Source organism: Flavobacterium degerlachei (assembly GCF_900106645.1).
Classification (GTDB): domain Bacteria; phylum Bacteroidota; class Bacteroidia; order Flavobacteriales; family Flavobacteriaceae; genus Flavobacterium; species Flavobacterium degerlachei.
Map to the genome: position 1 here is coordinate 118817 of NZ_FNMV01000001.1, position 17320 is coordinate 136136.

Here is a 17320-nt window from a genome sequence, read left to right on the forward strand (position 1 = left end):
TTTGCTCTATGAAGCAGTTTGGAGAAATGTAAAAGACGGACGTGAATTTGACTAAGTATTGAAATTCAAAGTATACTATGATCTTGGTAAAAAAACCATAATGGTCAAGACATGGACATGGTATCGAAAAAAATATTGAGACTTCAGGAAGAGGAAAATAGATTTTACACCACTACAAAAAAACCTTTTCAGCCTAAACTGAATGGTTTTTTTTTGTAAAAACTAATATCTCCAACCTCAATAAATTATCTTTTTAACAATTGATTTGCCATCTAGCAGCACTACCTTAACAAGCACTACTTGCTGGCCTATAAGCAAATTTGAAATTTTTAATTCCTGATTATCTACATTTGTTTTTTGGTAAATATTTCTCCCTGCTGCATCAAATAATATTACTTTATCTATTGCAGCTGCAACTGAAGTAATCGAGATCTCTTTATTTTTATTTGTAATGAAAACTAGCTTTTCCTTTGTTGTTTCAAAATCAGTCACCCCTAATGTTTTATCAGTGTATAGCATTACAAAACGGTCATTAAAAGTTCCTTTATCTGTCACAAAGCGATAAGGAGAATTTTTCAAATTATGCGACGTATTATTTAATTTATCAATAATATAAATTTCTTGCTCCTTTAAAATACCATCAATCTCATCAATTTCAATAGTATAATTCCCATTGATAGTTGATTTATATCCTAAAACTATTTCGTCTTGATTATTAAAAGGCAAACCCCTTGCCTGTATCACTAAATTTTTCTCTTCACAAATACTGTAAAAGTCCAGATATTTATTTGCATTAAAAGTGGTTCCATCTAAAAAAGCATCGTAAGCATCAGTTGCGCCTTCCATATACCCTACCAAAATTTGCTTGAATACACCTTCTGAATTATAAATATTCAACCAAGCCCGATGCTTTTCAATAGCAGTTGCCTCATTTCTTTTTTGAGAATTGTTCATCTTATAGAAATTACTATTTTGGCCCGCAAGCCTCATCTTATTATTAAATTTTGCAATTCCACCGCCAGTAGACGCCGCAATAAAAAAAGACTGAGCCGAGGCAATTTTTCCATCAGGCTTAGTATTATTAATTCCTTGATTTTTTGAAGAACTTGTCCCAACTCCTCCCAATAAATTATAAACCGCATAATCGTCTGATGTATAAACATTATTTGTAATAGGCGTATTATGTGACCACAGATATACTGTTCCTTTTAATAAAGTGGCATTTTCCTTTAAAAAAAGGTCTATATCAATGGCAGATGGGTACGGATTCCCTATTAAGTTAAAACTTGCTGCAGGCCCAAGAGTTAGCGTCTTTTCGCCATTATTAGGAATCCCCTTAAAACTAGCCTCATAAATAGCTCTAGTTGTCGTAGAAAAACTTTGAGGTCCCCTAATTATATATCCTTTTGCAGTCTCCATAGTTTTACTAGAAGCTTCAGTTACCCAAGAATTTGTAGCAGGATTAAATGAATAGAATTTGTCCCAGCTCGTTTCAGGAGACGTATTATAAAGCGTCTGATTCGCAACGGGAGAAGACCAATAGGTATAGTCAGATCTTAGAACGGCTGTTGTTTTTCTCTTCAACAAAATAGCACCAGTATTGACAATTTCATCATCTGACTGATAAAGTGAAGCATTATTCTCTAGAACTAGAGTTCCCAAACCCGAGTAATCAAAAATCAAAGACAATGAATTACCAGCTGGCACAGTAACTATCTTTCCTTCTGAAATTTGACAGGAACAAGCATTGACAGTTGTAAAATTGGGAAAATTATCTGTAAAAACGATTGTTTTATCACTCGATGGAAGTCCGTTTTTCCAATTTGCACCATCCCAAATAGAGCTATTTGTACATAGTTTGATTCTGGCAACCCGATGCTTTGCAACACCAGAAACAGAGTTAAAGTTCCCGCCAATCATCAGTTTATTATCGGCAGTAAAACAACTAGTATATAAAGTACTATTTAATGCCACTGAGAAAGTGGGGTCATAAACACCATTATTTAATAAACGGCCCATACGTTTTATTGCAATACCATTATAAGTACCAGTGAAAGTCCCTCCAAATAAGATTCTATTATCTGGTTGAACTAAAAGCGAACGAACTTCTCCGTTACTTAAGCCAGTGCCCATCGTAAATGAAGAATCTAGTGTTCCATCTATATTTAACCTTAATATCCTTTTAGCCGGTACATTGCGATAATTAAGAAATATACCGCCAATAATCAACTTATTATCAGACTGAACTGCTAACGCATAGACGTTTTTATCAAAACCAATACCAACAGAAAAACTAGTATCTAAACTCCCATCAGCGTTTAATCGTGCTATCCTATTACGACTATTCCCATTAACATTTGAAAAACGACCTCCAATGACTATTTTACCATCTGATTGTATTAGAACTGCTTCTACTATTCCATCAGCACCAGAGCCCACATTAAAACTTGTATCTAATGCTCCCGTTGGTAACAGTCTCAGCACCCTATTTGCGAGAACTCCGTTGTAAAGAGTAAAGTTACCTACAACAACTATTTTTCCGTCCTGCTGAAGCGCAATTGCATAAATTTGATTGTTAGCGGCTGTTCCAGTAATAAACGCTGGATCAATTGCGCCGTCATTTAAAATCCTTACAATTCTATTAGCGTTTACGCCATTGTAGCTCGTAAAACTTCCCGCTATTACCATTTTACCGTCATTTTGAATCACAGCAGTTCTAACTATATTATTGGGGCCTGAACCAGAAGAATTATAAGTTGCATCTAATGTTCCATCTTCTAGTAGCCTCGCGATTCTAGGAGAATTTACACCGTTAAAACGGCTAAAGCTTCCAAAAGCCATCGTTCTATTATCTGCCAAAGGGACTACTTTATAAACTGAATTATCAAAACCAACACCCGGCGTGAGGTAGGCTATATCTAATAAACCATCTGTATCAATTTTTGCTAACCTTCCCTGATTTTGAGATTCAAATATAGAAAAAGAACCACCTACAAACCACGAGCCATCGGCTGCATTCTCTAAAGCATAAACTGCTGCACTTGAGGGTCCAGAACCAATATCAAAACTTGGGACAATTACACCATTGGAATCTAACAATACTAATCTATTGACATCTGTACCATTATATTTTTGACTAAAAGTCCCTCCCACCATAATAGAACCACTAGAAGCTACTTTTATCACGTTCACTCCTCCATTACTAAACCCAGTTCCCGAAGCAAAAGATGCGTCTAAACTACCGTCAAGATTCAACCTCACAATCCTATTTGCTGCAATGCCTTTGTACATTGTAAAAACACCTCCTATAATAATTTTTCCATCGGGCTGTAAAGCGAGCGCCGTAACATTATCACTAAATCCACTACCAGTTATAAAGCTAGTATCAATGCTTCCATTCGTGTTTAATCGAACAATTTTATTACACAGAACTCCACTAAAACTATCAAAGGAACCTGCTACAATAATTTTACCATCGGCTTGTACTTTTACTTCGCCCACTAAACCGTTTGGGCCAGTTCCAATAGAAAATGTCGGATCAATTGTCCCATCTGCTAAAATTCGCAGCACCCTATTTACAGTAGTTGAATTATACTTTGTAAAACTCCCTACAAGTATTGTCTTACCATCAACCTGCTGTGCTACTGCATATACAATGTTGTTTTCAACACCTACACTAGAATTAAAAGTAGCATCACGTGATCCATTACTATTGAGTCTTATTATTCTTCCTGAATCTATTCCATTGAATCTTGTAAAGGAGCCTGCAATCATAATTTTGCCATCAGGTTGAAGTATTGAGGTGTATACTTTTCCATTAAGACCACTCCCTAAGTTGAACGAAGCATCAACCGTACCGTCAGGCTTTAACCGACTCAAATACGGCAATGAAACACCATTAAAATATAAATAGTCACCTCCAACAATAAGATCTCCATCAGCTTGTAAAGCTACAGTCCTAACTGTGTTGTCAAAACCATCTCCTTGAAGTCCATCATCAGCTGTATTAAATGTATTATCTAACAAACCTTGCTGGGCCATAATACTTCCTGAAAAAAGAAAACACAGCAAAAACAAATAACCCCTTAGACTTGTATTCATAATGAAAAGGTATTAAATATTGATATCGAAAAGAATCACTCTGCAGTTGAAGATAATTGCTTTTCAATTCTATAACCCAGTATTTACTGAACTATAGTCATTAGCAAAAAATCCCTGATAAAAGTATTCTTAATATCCCATCCTTACAATACCCACTTTTAGTGATATTTCAATTTAAAATACTAATTTTAAGTGATTAACAAAATACATAAACACAAATTAATGATATTAAAATACCTACAAAAACATAACTTTAGTTTCACTGATATGTCACTTATCAACTATATTTGATAATAAGCCACTTACTACTACAAAAAAATACCCCATTACACAATCGTATAATGGGGTGTTCTTAAAAAGGTATAACTGTATGTTTAAAATATAATTTTCTTTGTAACTATGCTATTATCTTGCAATAAAACCTTCACAACTAAAACATGATTAGTACTTCCTAAGTTACTAATAGTAAATTCGTTTTTATCTATTTTTGATTTTAAGAAAATTTGCTTTCCTGTTACATCATAAACAAATACTTTGTCAATATAATTTGTTGAAGCATTGATGTTGATTTCCTTATTCTTACTTGTAATTACAACTTGATTTTCTACAACTTGAAAATCATCTGTAGCTAAGGTTTTATTAGTATAACTCAATACAAAACGATCGTCAAAAGTACCTTTTTCAGTGGTAAAAGTATAAGCGCCCTTTTTTAGGTTGTGAGTAGTATTAGTTAATTTATCCTCTACAAAAACAGCCATAGTAGACAACTCTCCATCCGTTTTATCAATTGAGATGCTAAAATCTCCTGCGATGGTTGAACTATATCCAAGAGGTACAACATCTGTTTGTTGAATAGGAAGCGCTCTTCCCTGAATAGTTAAAAGACTCGTATTATTAATACTGTAAAAATTAACAAAACTGTTTCCATTAAAACTCAATGCGTCATAACCCCTATCGTAATTATCTGTTGCTCCTGTCATATAACCTAACAGCATTTGCTTGAAAGCGCCTTGAGTATTGGTTAAATTTAACCAAATTCTGCTTTTCTCAATTTTATTAGTAGTAGTTGTTTTTTCTGTTTTTGAAGCAGAGGCCGGTTTCAAAAAGCCACTATTATCAAGGGTTTTATCACCATTAAGTCTCATACTATTAACAAACTTAGCTTGCCCTCCAGTAGTAGAACCCCTAGCAAAAAAACCTTGACCTGCTGCAATATAACCTGTCACTGAATTAGTTCCCCCTACTTTAGTAAAAGCCGAATAATCATCTGATGTATAGGCATACGCTCCAGAACCAGCTTTGCCGGGGTCAATTCCTGATGCTAACTGTATAGCTGATTTATGTGTCCAAAAATACAATGTCCCTTCAAGAATATCTGTCGCCCCTCCAGGTACTACATCTGTATTTGCTGCTAAAAAAGCGTCCCCATCTACAGCCGATGGATAAGGATTCCCTATCAGATTATTTTTACCAGCTCCTACTATGGTTACTGGGATAACACCATTGGTAGGCGTCCCAACAAAGTTAGCCGTTAAAGTAACATTACCTGTGTCAAACCATGTACCTGCACCTCTAACAATATATCCTTTACCAGTATTCATTATTGTATTAGCATTAGCATTTACCCATGAATTTCCTGAACCATTAAAGGAATAATACAAAGTACCCGTTTGTATTGCTTTTAAAGCAGCTAAGCTAACTGGTGATGACCAATAAACATAATCCGTTTTTTTGATTTCAGGAGTAGTTCTCTTATAAATTATATTTCCTTTATTTACAGCATCATCATTTATTTGAACTAAACTGGCATTGTTTTCAAAAATAAGTTTCCCCGAACCTAAAACCTCTACTTCATTAACAATTTTCATCGTTTTTCCAGCTTTAATAGTAACGTTTTTACTTCCCGTTACTTTACATGAGCAACCATCTACATCAGCGTCAATATCATAACCATCAGTAAATTTAATCGCCTGTAGAATAGTAGGTGTACCATCAGACCATTTAGTACCATCCCAAGTGTTTGTAATTGCTGGATTGATGACTATGTCGCCAACCGTTGTGGCTGATGAAGTACAAGTTCCGTTAGATACAGTATAAGTATAACTACCAGCAGCTAATTCTGAAATAGTTGTGGTTGTTCCTGTTCCTGAAGTCGTAGTACTTGATGTACCATCACTTCTTACTAAAGTCCATGTTGCTGGTAATCCACTTAAAACTACACTACCAGTTGGAGTAACGCAGTCTGGTTGAGTGATTGCACCTATTGTAGGCGCAGCTAACACATCTTCTACCGTTATCGCAACTTCATTACTGTTAATTGTACCGCAGCCATTGGTTGCATAATATCTTATTTTTTTACCATTATCTGCAAAGCCAACTGTATATGGTATCGATATACTTGCAAATGACCCGCTTCCAACTCCTGTCTCCAATTGCCAACCTGATGCTGTAACCGTAGAACCATTATCTGTTACAGTAGGAACAGTTGGATTTAAAGACCCGCCTGAACATAAGGTTGCAGTAGAGGTTATCCCTGAAATCGTAGGTGTATTATTAACCGTAATTTGAATCGCAGTAGATGTATTTGAACATCCACCAGAAGTAACCGTTCTTCTATACCATGTGGTAGCTGTTAAAGCCCCTGCTGTATATCCTTTCGTATTACTGGTTCCTGAAGCCGTGACAAAATTTGAAGTTGCACTCGTAGTACTGCTTTCCCATAAATAAACATAAGAACCACTTCCGCCTGTTGGTATAGTTCCTGTAAAAGCTGAAGGTGCTGTAGACATACAAATAGTTTGGGCTGAACTTACAGTATTATTAGAAATAACTGGATTCACAGTCATATTTACTTGTGATGCAGCACTTTTTACATAGACAGCACTCATTAAAAGATTGTCAAAAGTGGGCGATAGTTTCCCCGATGCATCTGTTATTTTTCCCAGAACTACATCGCCGGCATCTGTCCAATACATTGGTTTTCCAGGTGTTGCAGTTAGCGAAATCCATTTCTCTGTACCATCAACGTATAAATGGCCATAACCATCTGAAGGGTCATACCTAAAACGATAATTACGGAAAGTATTATCCATTGGGATTGGAAAAATATTGCCGCTAGTCACTGTTGTAAAAGACCCAGCACCGTTACTCACGCGGTAAGAAACACTAAAATTTGAACCACCAGTGATAATCAATGAACTTCCCCGAGTAAATAATTGGCTATCACCTTCATTTCTTAAATAACTTAAACTGTAATCGATACCTTCACTGTTAAATTCAGGTGCTGTTCCAGCAAAAGTTAAATCTATATCGGTTTTAGGAGAAGTAATAGGCGCAAGGCTATATGTTCCATCAGGACCTACAACATATTGCCCAGAACCTGAAAGTGCATCTATGCCATAATCCGAATCTGTAATTGCCTTTGTATTGTCATTCCAAGAAAAATTAAGAATTGGTTGTGTGAGTAAACCTGAAACACAGGCATCGCTCGAAGTTAAAACAACAGACACCTGATCTCCGTTTACGGGAGTATAGGTATAAGTAGGGCTATTTGTGCCCACATTCGTACCGTTTACTTTCCATTGATAAGCTGGTGAAGTACCTCCATTGGTTGGTGTGGCTGTATATGTAACAGATGTGCCATTGCAAACTATGAGGGAAGGGTTTGCAGCAATACTTACACTGGCAGTAAGTAATGGGTTTACTGTTACTGTTACTGTAAAAGTGGCTCCGGTACAGCTTCCTGTTTTTGGTGTCACAGTATAAATTGCTGTTTGTGCTGAACTTGTTGTGTTGGATAATGTTCCCGTTATACTTGAACCACTTCCAGATACGCCACCTGTCAAACCTCCTGGTACTGAAGGTGCAGTCCATGTATAAGTTGTACCTGGCGGTACTACGCCATTGGTTGCGTTAACTGGGGTTGAAGTAAAGCCAACGCCACTACAAGTAGCATTGGTCATAGCTGTTATAGCTGGTGTTGTATTTACAGTAACCGTTACTGAAGTTCGCGTACTCTCACAACTGTTCAATGTTTGAGAAGCAAAATATGTCCCAGATGCCAAACTAGTAGTTGAAACTAAAGCTGTTCCTCCTGTTGAAGCTGCATACCATTTTATTGTCGTACCTGTGGCAACTAAATTAGAAACTGTCGCTCCTGTGCAAAAAGTTTGTGATGACGCTGTAGGTGCTGGTGTTGTATTTACAGTAACCGTTACTGAAGTTCGCGTACTCTCACAACTGTTCAATGTTTGAGAAGCAAAATATGTCCCAGATGCCAAACTAGTAGTTGAAACTAAAGCTGTTCCTCCTGTTGAAGCTGCATACCATTTTATTGTCGTACCTTTGGCAACTAAATTAGAAACTATCGCTCCTGTGCAAAAAGTTTGTGATGACGCTGTAGGTGCTAGTGTTGTATTTACAGTAACTGTTCTCGAAGCACAAGTTGTTGTATTACAACCTCCTTCATATCTAACAAAGTAAGTAGTTGTACTTGTAGGCGAAACGATAATACTATTTCCCGAGCCTACTAATGTTCCTCCACAAGAACTGGAATACCACCTGGCTGTTCCTCCAGCTGCTGTTCCTCCGGTTAATGTAAGCGTAGTAGAACCACCGCTACAAATTGTAATAGTGCCTGATATACCTGTAGGAGCTACTGAAGACTGAGTCACCGTTATTGTGCCCGTTGCATTAGCTGAACCACAACTACCTCCTGTTAATGGAATACTATAATTAAATGTACCTGCTGCAGTAGGTGTACCGCTAATTGTTATTGTGTTTGAAGCAAAAACCGCACTAACTCCTGCTGGTAAACCATTTGCTCCTGAAACTCCACCATTAGATATTCCACTAAATCCAATTGTAGTATGTGTTATTGGAGTTAAAGCTAAATTAGCACAAATTGTTGGTGTTGATGATGCTGCACTTACTGTAGCGCCTGCGGTAATTGTTAAATTACTACTTGTTGATGTTCTACAAACTCCATTTTGAGTAGTAAAAATAACCCTAACTGTACCAGCACTAACTCCTGTTACTAATCCCGCTTGTGTTATTGTAGCACTACCTGTTTGATTAAAGATTGACCATTGCCCCCCTGTAGAAGGATTACTACCACTAATGGTAAATGTAGTATTAGATCCTGAACAAATTGACGCTGCCCCACCTCCAATTTTGCCAGGAGTTGACGAACCATTACCTGTAAGAATAAAACTAATTACATTTGAGTTTCCTCCAGTCCCACAAGTTGTATTAGCTCTCATTCTATAATAGTAAACACCCCCTGGGGCAAGTCCAGTTATAGTATGAGAAAGTGTTTTACCTACTGGTCGATTTTGATAACCAGTAACATAATTTGTAAAAGTATTATCAATTGCGACATCTAAAAAGTATCCATCTGCTTCTTGTCCGCTTGTGTTATAAACACCATTCCATTGCGCTACCCAATCATTACAACTTCCATACCCTGAATTAGCTGTAGGTGCCGCAATAGTCCTTGTTATAAAACTGTGTGCATTTGAATTAGTACTAACACCACAACTATTAGAAGCTCTAACTCTAAAATGATATGTTGTATTTGGAGACAAACCTGATAAAACCAGACTATTTACATTCCCTACATTTAGATTATTATAGCTAGAAAGTATTGTACCTGCTGAAAATGTATCACTAGTCGCTACATCTAAAAAAAATGATGTAGCTGAACCATCCCATCTAATAGTAGAAGTACACCAATTAACATTATCTGACCTTGTGTTCGTTGGAATAAGCGGTGTGATACAGGCTCTCAGTGCCAATAATATTGCACCCGCCTTATCTTTTTTATCATTCAATTGAACTGCGCCCTCTCCAGTAGGTCCCGGAGTTGGTTTTATCGCCCAAGCAGAGCCTACTGAAGCATCACCTGACCCCTGATTATCAAAAATTTCCGTTAAACTTCCTGGAGTAATGGTTTGCCAATTGCTAAAAGTCAAGTCTTTTTTTGACATCCCAAATATTAATACAGCTGTATTAGGAGTCACAGTTGTTATAGCATTGGTTGTAACATTATTATCGTTATCATTTCTCTTCAAAACACCAATAGCATCAAGTGGATTTGAAGTGTCTACTCCTGAAAAAGCAACAATTGCTCCCACAACTTTTTTTGATTCACTCCCTAATGTAAAACTATAATTATTTACTGAAGCGTCAGCGGGTGTAGCAATTTTGTACAAAACAGCTCCCCAAGCACGACCTCCTTTATCTTCAATAGCAGCACCCGCAACTAATGTCCAACCACTGGAAGCCGGATTCGTTTCATCTATTTTATTTTCTTGTTGTGCTATAGTTACCAACATAATATCTCCAACTTGGACCCCATTAGGTTTAGGAATCGTCAAAATAGGGTTGTCTTCTTTTTTGTCAATATTAACACTTGCTGATGTAGAAGCACCGCGCTGCTGAATTTGACTAAAAATTGGATTAACGAAAACGAATAGTAACAGTAATAAAAGTAATTTTTTCTTCATGTGGTATTTATTAATTTGGGGGTAAAATCATTTGAAGGACTTTAATTTTAAAATAAAAATTTTAGTCGTCACGTGCGCGAATAACCTAAAATAAATTTTTTAATAAAAATAAAATCGTTAATCTGTTATTTTATCCGTTAAAGTACATCAACCAAAAAAAAAACGAAAAGCCTTACAAAAAAATAGTTTCATTGTTCTTCTAATTTTAGTCATTCAATAACAAATTAATCTACGTAAGAAATAAGCTCCCGGTTTTATCAATTTTCAGTTTATTTTTTTCCAAATCCAAAATTAAAAAACCAACAAAAAAAGCAACCTTCCTCAACGCTATTCATCAAAATTATAACTGAATTTATTAAGCTAAAAACTCAAATTATTGCCCTTTTAGGCCATCCCTAAATGTGAATAAAAAAACAAACTAACTATAGAGAGAAACATCAAAATCAGCCATATATTTGAATATAGACCACTCAATTAAGAGTCAAAAACCACTTGCTTAACCAATCAACATTCTCCTAAAAAAATAGGAAACTTAAGCAAAATTCATATTGTTTGTAAATCCAATTAAAAACCCGAAATTTGAACAAAACTGTCTACCCCCCAAATTATAACCTCCTATGAATCCTATTTTTTCTATAAAAGACGCCACAAAAAAAATAGAACATTATTGCGCGTACCAAGAGCGTTGCCATGAAGAAGTAGAGTCTAAACTGCGATCCATGAAAATGGACTCAGACGAAATTGATCAAATTATTGCGCATCTTATTCATGACAATTTTCTTAACGAAGAGCGCTTTGCTTGCAGCTTTGCGCGTGGCAAACATCGTATTAAACATTGGGGAACTATCCGGATTACAAATGAGCTTAAATTCAGAAAAATAAATTCTCGCTTGATTACCACAGCGCTGAAAGAAATCACTCCAGAAGAATACTTAGAAACTTTTGAGAAACTAGCGGAAAGGACTTGGGAAAATAGCACAGAAACGAATGCTTTGAAAAAGAGAAAGAAATTTTGTGATAATTTACTTAGAAAAGGCTTTGAGAGTAATTTAGTATATGAAAAAGTAAAAGAATTAGAAGGGATGGAACGCGGATAAGAGGGATTTAATTTTTAAACATATAAGTCATATAAGTTTTTATCAAAATGCGGTTAAATAATTGAAAATGATGGGACACGGATGATACGGGTGTTGCGGATAAAAACGGATTTTAAATGTTAAACATATAAGTCATATAAGTTTTTACCTAAATGTGGTTAAATAATTGAAAATGATGGAACACGGATGACACGGATGTTGCGGACAAAAACGGATTTTAAATGTTAAAAATTTAGGTCATATAAGTTTTTATCGAAATACGGTTAAATAATTGAAAATGATGGGACGCGGATGACGCTTATGTTGCAGATCAAAACGGATTTTTTATTTTTATAATCAGTGAAAATCATTAAAATCTGCGGTAAAAAACAGCATTAAGACATTTACTTTTCTGTGAAGTTCATGGTGAAAAAAAGGGACGCGGATGATACGGGTGTTGCGGATAAAAACGGATTTTAAATGTTAAACATATAAGTCATATAAGTTTTTATAAAAATCCAGTTAAGAAGCTTTTTAGTAGATTATATAAGGCCGTATAAGTGGCGGGTAAACGAATTAAAGATCGAAAAAAAAGCCTAAAATTTAGAAGCAATTGAACGCGGATGACGCTGATGTTGCAGATCAAAACGGATTTTTTATTCTCTTAATCAGTGTAAATCTTTTAAATCTGCGGTGAAAAAACAAACAGACATTAATTTTTCTGTGAAGTTCATGGTGAAAAAAGGAACGCGGATGACACGGGTGTCGCGGGTCAAAACGAATTTTTAATGTTAAACATATAAGTCATATAAGTTTTTATAAAATGCTTATGAAAATATCTTTAGCAAATGACTTAAGGCCATATAAGTGACGTGTAAACGAAATAAAGATTGAAAAAAAGCCTAAAACTTAGAAGCAAATGAACGCGGATGACGCTGATGTTGCAGATCAAAACGGATTTTTTATTCTCTTAATAAGTGTAAATCTATTAAATCTGCGGTGAAAAAATAAAAACACTCAACAATTGCAACACTTCACTAATTTCTTCTGGAGAATTATAACTGTGCAAACAAAAACGAAGTCGTTCCTGCCCTTCGGGAACCGTTGGCGAAAGTATCGCTTTCACATCAAATCCTTTTTCTTGTAGTTTTTGAGCTATAGATGTAACATTTTCATTACCCGTAATGATGGCTGATTGTATTGCTGATTTACTGTGTACGAACAATTGTTTCAGTCCCAACATGTTCTTTTCCTGATTGAAATGAATGATGTTTTTGCGAAGTTGCGCTATGGTTTGTTGTTCTTTTTCTAAATGTTGATATCCAGTCAAAACCGCGGCAACGGAAAGGGGCGAAAGCCCTGCGGTATACTTAAACCTTTGGGCAAAATTTACTAAACAATCCCTCAATTCAAGCGAACCTAAAATCGCTGCTCCCTGACATCCTAAAGCATCTTCGAAAGTCAAAACACGAGCAAAAATAGAGTCTTGAAGTCCCAACATTTGAACAAATCCTTCGCCTTTTGAACCAAAAACACCCAAAGCATGTGCTTCATCAACTACTAAACGACAATGGTACTCATCTGAAATCCGCACTAATTCTTCCAGATTGGGACAATCGCCATCCATAGAAAAAACAGATTCGGTTACAATGTAAATACTTGTTGGGTCTTGGGTTTTAGGTCTTGGAGTTTGGATTAAGCTTTCTAAATCTTCAAAATCATTGTGATTGAATTTACAAGCTTTGGCATTCGACATTTGAATTCCGTCCTGAATAGCGGCGTGACATAATTCATCGTATAAAATCAAATCTCCTTTTTGAGGAACTACACTAAAAAAACCAATAGTAGCATCACTACCCGAATTGAAAATTAAGGCGGTTTGCGTTTGATGGAAATCAGCAATAAAATCTTCTGTTTCTTGATACAGCTTTTGGCTCCCAGATAAAAATCGGGAACCAGTCGCTGCTTCTTCAATGAATTTATTTTTAATTAAATACTCCTGCCTGTCCTCAGTAATAATTTCTGACCGAGAAAAACCTAAGTAATCATTCGATGCAAAATCAATTAAATCATTGGGCAAAGCGACTTTTTGCAAAGCATCGTTTTGTTCCAGTTGATTTAGTTCCGACTGTATTGATTTTGGAAAACATTTCATTTCCCGAAAATATAAAAAGTCTGTCGATAATCTGGAACTTTCCGTTTAGATTGTGATTCTCTATCTAAAATTATATTGTAATCCAAACAATAAATTACCTTTTGGCATAGGAACTAAATTCGTCTCTGTATACTCCGTGTTGAAAATATTGTTAGCGAACAATGACAACTCAAAAGCATGTAAAGTATAGGAAGCGCCCAAATCTACAACTGAATATGAATCTCCAGCAGTTCGTTCCGCATAACGATATGAGATCGTATTACTGAAGTTTTTCAAGAATTGCATATTGTAACTCCCCACAATCTGATGCTTTATTGAATTTAAAGAATACTGTGAGAAAGTATAGCTGCTTTGCTCAATATCATTCTCAATAAAAGAATAACCCAATTGCAACTTTTGAGCAAATGAATTAAGATTAAAGGTATAAAGCAGTTGTGTTTCAAAACCTTTGGTGGTAACATCTTGAATGTTTTGCGCTTGCCACGGATCAGTCAGCTCCATTTTTACGTAATCAATTAAATGATCAGAATTGCGATTAAATACCGCCGCAGACACATTAAAATTAGATGTATTCCATTTCAAACCAATTTCTTGCGAAAATGCTTTCTCTGGTTCTAAATTAGAATTCCCTATCGTAGTTGGAGATTTATAATTCAAATCGGTAAAAGTGGGGATTCTGTAGGTATAACCCAAATTACCATACACTTTCAGATTATCAAGCAATTCATACCCAACATCTATCCCTGGAAAAGCAAAAAATTTAAAGTCAGAAAAATAAGTCACCGCTACTCCCGGAGTAATATCTAATTTTTTATCAAACAATTCCAAACGATGCTCTAAAAACAAAGTACTTAGAAAACGGTTATTATCCCCCAGATTATTACTCGAAAGAAACACTTTAGCCGTTTCTATACCAAAGCCGGTAATACCAATATTTGACGTATACGATCCATTTAATTCTGCAGCAATTTTGTTTGAAATATGCAAATTCCTGTAAATAGACGGATTCTTTCTAATATAAATATATTCGTCTTCATTGCGCCTCCAGTATACCTTTGGCTTCCAGGTAAAATTACCTTTTTTAATAACCGTTGAAAAACCAACTAAACTAGCGGTTGTTTCCTCATATTGATCAATAGCGGCTGGCGAAGAATAGAATCCATTTGACCCAAATTTTTTGTCCGAAAGAGCCACCAACATCGTTATTGGCAAACTATTTTTGTTAAAAACACTTTTCAACACAAAATTCTGATTGTCAAAATCTGTATTATAGCGATAGCCATTCGATATGTTTTTTGAAAAATGCAAAATATGACTACTTTCATCCAAACTAACTCCAGCGGTAACCGCAGCACTAAACTGACCATAAGAGCCCGCCTGAAGACGTAATGAAGCATCATTATCAAGCGAATCCTTTGTAACGATATTGACAGCGCCGGTAAAAGCATTTTGGCCGAATACACGACTTGCTGGCCCTTTTATAATCTCAATTCTCTTGATAACTTCAATCGGCAATGCTAAATTCATCGAGTGATGTCCAGTTTGAGCATCATCTACCTTGAATCCATCTATAAGTAGCAGCGTTTGATCAAAGCTTCCGCCCCGTATATATAAATCAGCTTGCATACCACTAGTCCCGCGACGTCTTACATCAATTCCTGCAATTTGCTGTAAAGCATCGGCAACATTTGTCACTCCAGATTTTTTTATATCCTCGGCAGTAATTAACTGAATGGTTCTGGAATTTTCTTTGAAAGGCAAATCAATCCTACTGGATGTAATAACCACTTCTTGTAAAGTATCTGTCTTTTGTGTGTTTTGCTGTGCACTTACTATCAAAGAACCGATAAAAAAGAAAGCTGAAAAGTATTTATTTTTCATTTATAAAAGTGTTGAATTATTTAAAAACGCTGCAAAAGTACTATCTTTCCGGACTACTAAAATAGTCCAGTTTTAAAATGATAGATAGTCCGGTTAATACATTGCTAAAAAATCTTATCCACTTCGAAAAATCAAGTGCTAGCCCTGTATATATACAAGTTTCCCAACAAATCATCAATGCTATTCAGCGTAGTTATTTAGCAGGAGGCTCTTTATTACCTGGAACTAGAATTTTTAGCCAATTAATAAATGTCCACCGAAACACAGCCGTTGCGGTATATGATGAATTAGCTTCTCAAGGTTGGGTTGAAATAATTGCTAACAAAGGAACTTTTATATCTGTTCCCGAACAGAGAACTGTTACAATAAAAGCGGGTTCGAATCGGATAGGAGACCTTTATAATTTTGCAGCAACAACTGGATTTCCCTTTCAGCCCTCTTTTCATTTATCATCAACGCAAGAATTTTCAGAAGCCAAGTACGAACTAAATGATGGGCAACCCGATTTAAGGCTTCATCCCATTCATGAATTTTCAAAATGGTATGGCGCTTCTATGAAACGCAAATCATTGATTTCGAAATGGAATCAAAATAAAAAAACAAAGTATTCTGTATTTGAAAACCAACTGTGTAATTACCTAAATGCGACAAGAGGACTCCACATACAACCAAAAAACGTAATCAGCACAAGGAGTACAGAAATGAGTTTGTACATCATATCGCAACTTTTAATTCGCCCAAAAGATATTGTTTTGGTTGGGGATTTGAGCAATTATGCTGCTAATATGATTTTTCAACAATCGGGCGCGACTATCAAAACCATCCCTATCGACGCGCAAGGCTTAACTGTCGATTATATCAAAACACATTTTACCAAAGGCGCCATTCGCTGTGTTTATATTTGTGCCAATCGTGATTACCCAACAACTGTTTCATTAACAGCAGAACGTCGCTTAAAACTGTTACAACTTGCAAAGGAATACCAGTTTGCTATTATAGAAGATGATTATGACTATGATTTTCAGTTTGAAGGCTTAGCAATGCTACCTATGGCTAGCTCTGATGCAAGTGGAATGGTGATCTATTTGGGAAAGCTTGGACAATCTTTATTTCCGAGTTTTCAAACAGGATTTGTGGTAGCACCAGAAAATTTAATTTCAGAAGCCAAGAACTATTTACAAATGCTAGACCGCCAAGGCGATTTAACACAAGAACAAATGCTATCCGAATTGATTTATGAAGGTGAAATTCATCGATTACTTAAAAAAAACATCCTGGTCTATAAGCAAAGACGCGATTTTTTATACCAATGTCTTGAAGAAAATTTTAAAGATGTTATCCGTTTTAAAAAACCAACGGGCGGCTTAGCAATATGGTTACAGTTTAATACGGTAATTTCCTTGGTTCAACTTTCAGAACAAGCGCTGCGCTATGATTTGTTTTTGCCTAAAACCATACTTTATCAAGACAAAGACACTTGCGCTATCCGCTTAGGCTTTGGCCACTTGAATGAAGAAGAAATTGAAATTATAGTGAAAAAGTTGAAGCAGGCTTACAATTTAGTGCTCATTTGATCCTTTGTGAAACATTATGTCTAAAAA

General features: G+C 35.8%; 6 protein-coding genes. 2 read left to right on the forward strand and 4 right to left on the reverse strand.

All coding sequences use genetic code 11. The features are described 5' to 3' along the window. Window positions 1-237: 237 nt before the first annotated feature. Both BLV91_RS00500 and BLV91_RS00505 read right to left on the reverse strand, forming a co-directional pair. The gene (locus BLV91_RS00500) at window positions 238-4101 is read right to left on the reverse strand and encodes a T9SS sorting signal type C domain-containing protein (protein ID WP_091428457.1); all 3864 of its coding nucleotides are present in this window, start codon (window positions 4099-4101) and stop codon (window positions 238-240) included. A 374-nt stretch (window positions 4102-4475) separates the two neighbouring features. Then, entirely contained in the window at window positions 4476-10607 is a 6132-nt protein-coding gene (locus BLV91_RS00505) for an Ig-like domain-containing protein (RefSeq protein WP_091428459.1), read from the reverse strand. A 617-nt stretch (window positions 10608-11224) separates the two neighbouring features. On the opposite strand from BLV91_RS00505, the gene BLV91_RS00510 reads away from it, so the two are divergent. Further along, a complete protein-coding gene (locus BLV91_RS00510) occupies window positions 11225-11704 on the forward strand; it encodes a regulatory protein RecX (RefSeq protein ID WP_091428461.1) in 480 nt (159 codons plus the stop codon). A 967-nt stretch (window positions 11705-12671) separates the two neighbouring features. On the opposite strand, the gene BLV91_RS00515 is transcribed toward BLV91_RS00510, so the two are convergent. Next, window positions 12672-13838, reverse strand: a complete 1167-nt coding sequence (locus BLV91_RS00515; protein ID WP_091428464.1) for an aminotransferase class I/II-fold pyridoxal phosphate-dependent enzyme — start codon at window positions 13836-13838, stop codon at window positions 12672-12674. 60 nt (window positions 13839-13898) lie between these two features. Next, window positions 13899-15719, reverse strand: coding sequence for a TonB-dependent receptor plug domain-containing protein (locus BLV91_RS00520; protein WP_091428466.1), 1821 nt, complete (start codon window positions 15717-15719; stop codon window positions 13899-13901). 77 nt (window positions 15720-15796) lie between these two features. On the opposite strand from BLV91_RS00520, the gene BLV91_RS00525 reads away from it, so the two are divergent. Next, a complete protein-coding gene (locus tag BLV91_RS00525) occupies window positions 15797-17293 on the forward strand; it encodes an aminotransferase-like domain-containing protein (protein ID WP_091428469.1) in 1497 nt (498 codons plus the stop codon). Window positions 17294-17320 lie beyond the last annotated feature (27 nt).

Excerpts from the sequence above, each read along its gene's own strand:
- BLV91_RS00525 (WP_091428469.1), top strand. The coding sequence starts at position 15,797 with ATGATAGATAGTCCGGTTAATACATTGCTAAAAAATCTTATCCACTTC.
- BLV91_RS00515 (WP_091428464.1), bottom strand. The coding sequence starts at position 13,838 with ATGAAATGTTTTCCAAAATCAATACAGTCGGAACTAAATCAACTGGAA.
- BLV91_RS00520 (WP_091428466.1), bottom strand. The coding sequence starts at position 15,719 with ATGAAAAATAAATACTTTTCAGCTTTCTTTTTTATCGGTTCTTTGATA.
- BLV91_RS00500 (WP_091428457.1), bottom strand. The coding sequence starts at position 4,101 with ATGAATACAAGTCTAAGGGGTTATTTGTTTTTGCTGTGTTTTCTTTTT.
- BLV91_RS00505 (WP_091428459.1), bottom strand. The coding sequence starts at position 10,607 with ATGAAGAAAAAATTACTTTTATTACTGTTACTATTCGTTTTCGTTAAT.
- BLV91_RS00510 (WP_091428461.1), top strand. The coding sequence starts at position 11,225 with ATGAATCCTATTTTTTCTATAAAAGACGCCACAAAAAAAATAGAACAT.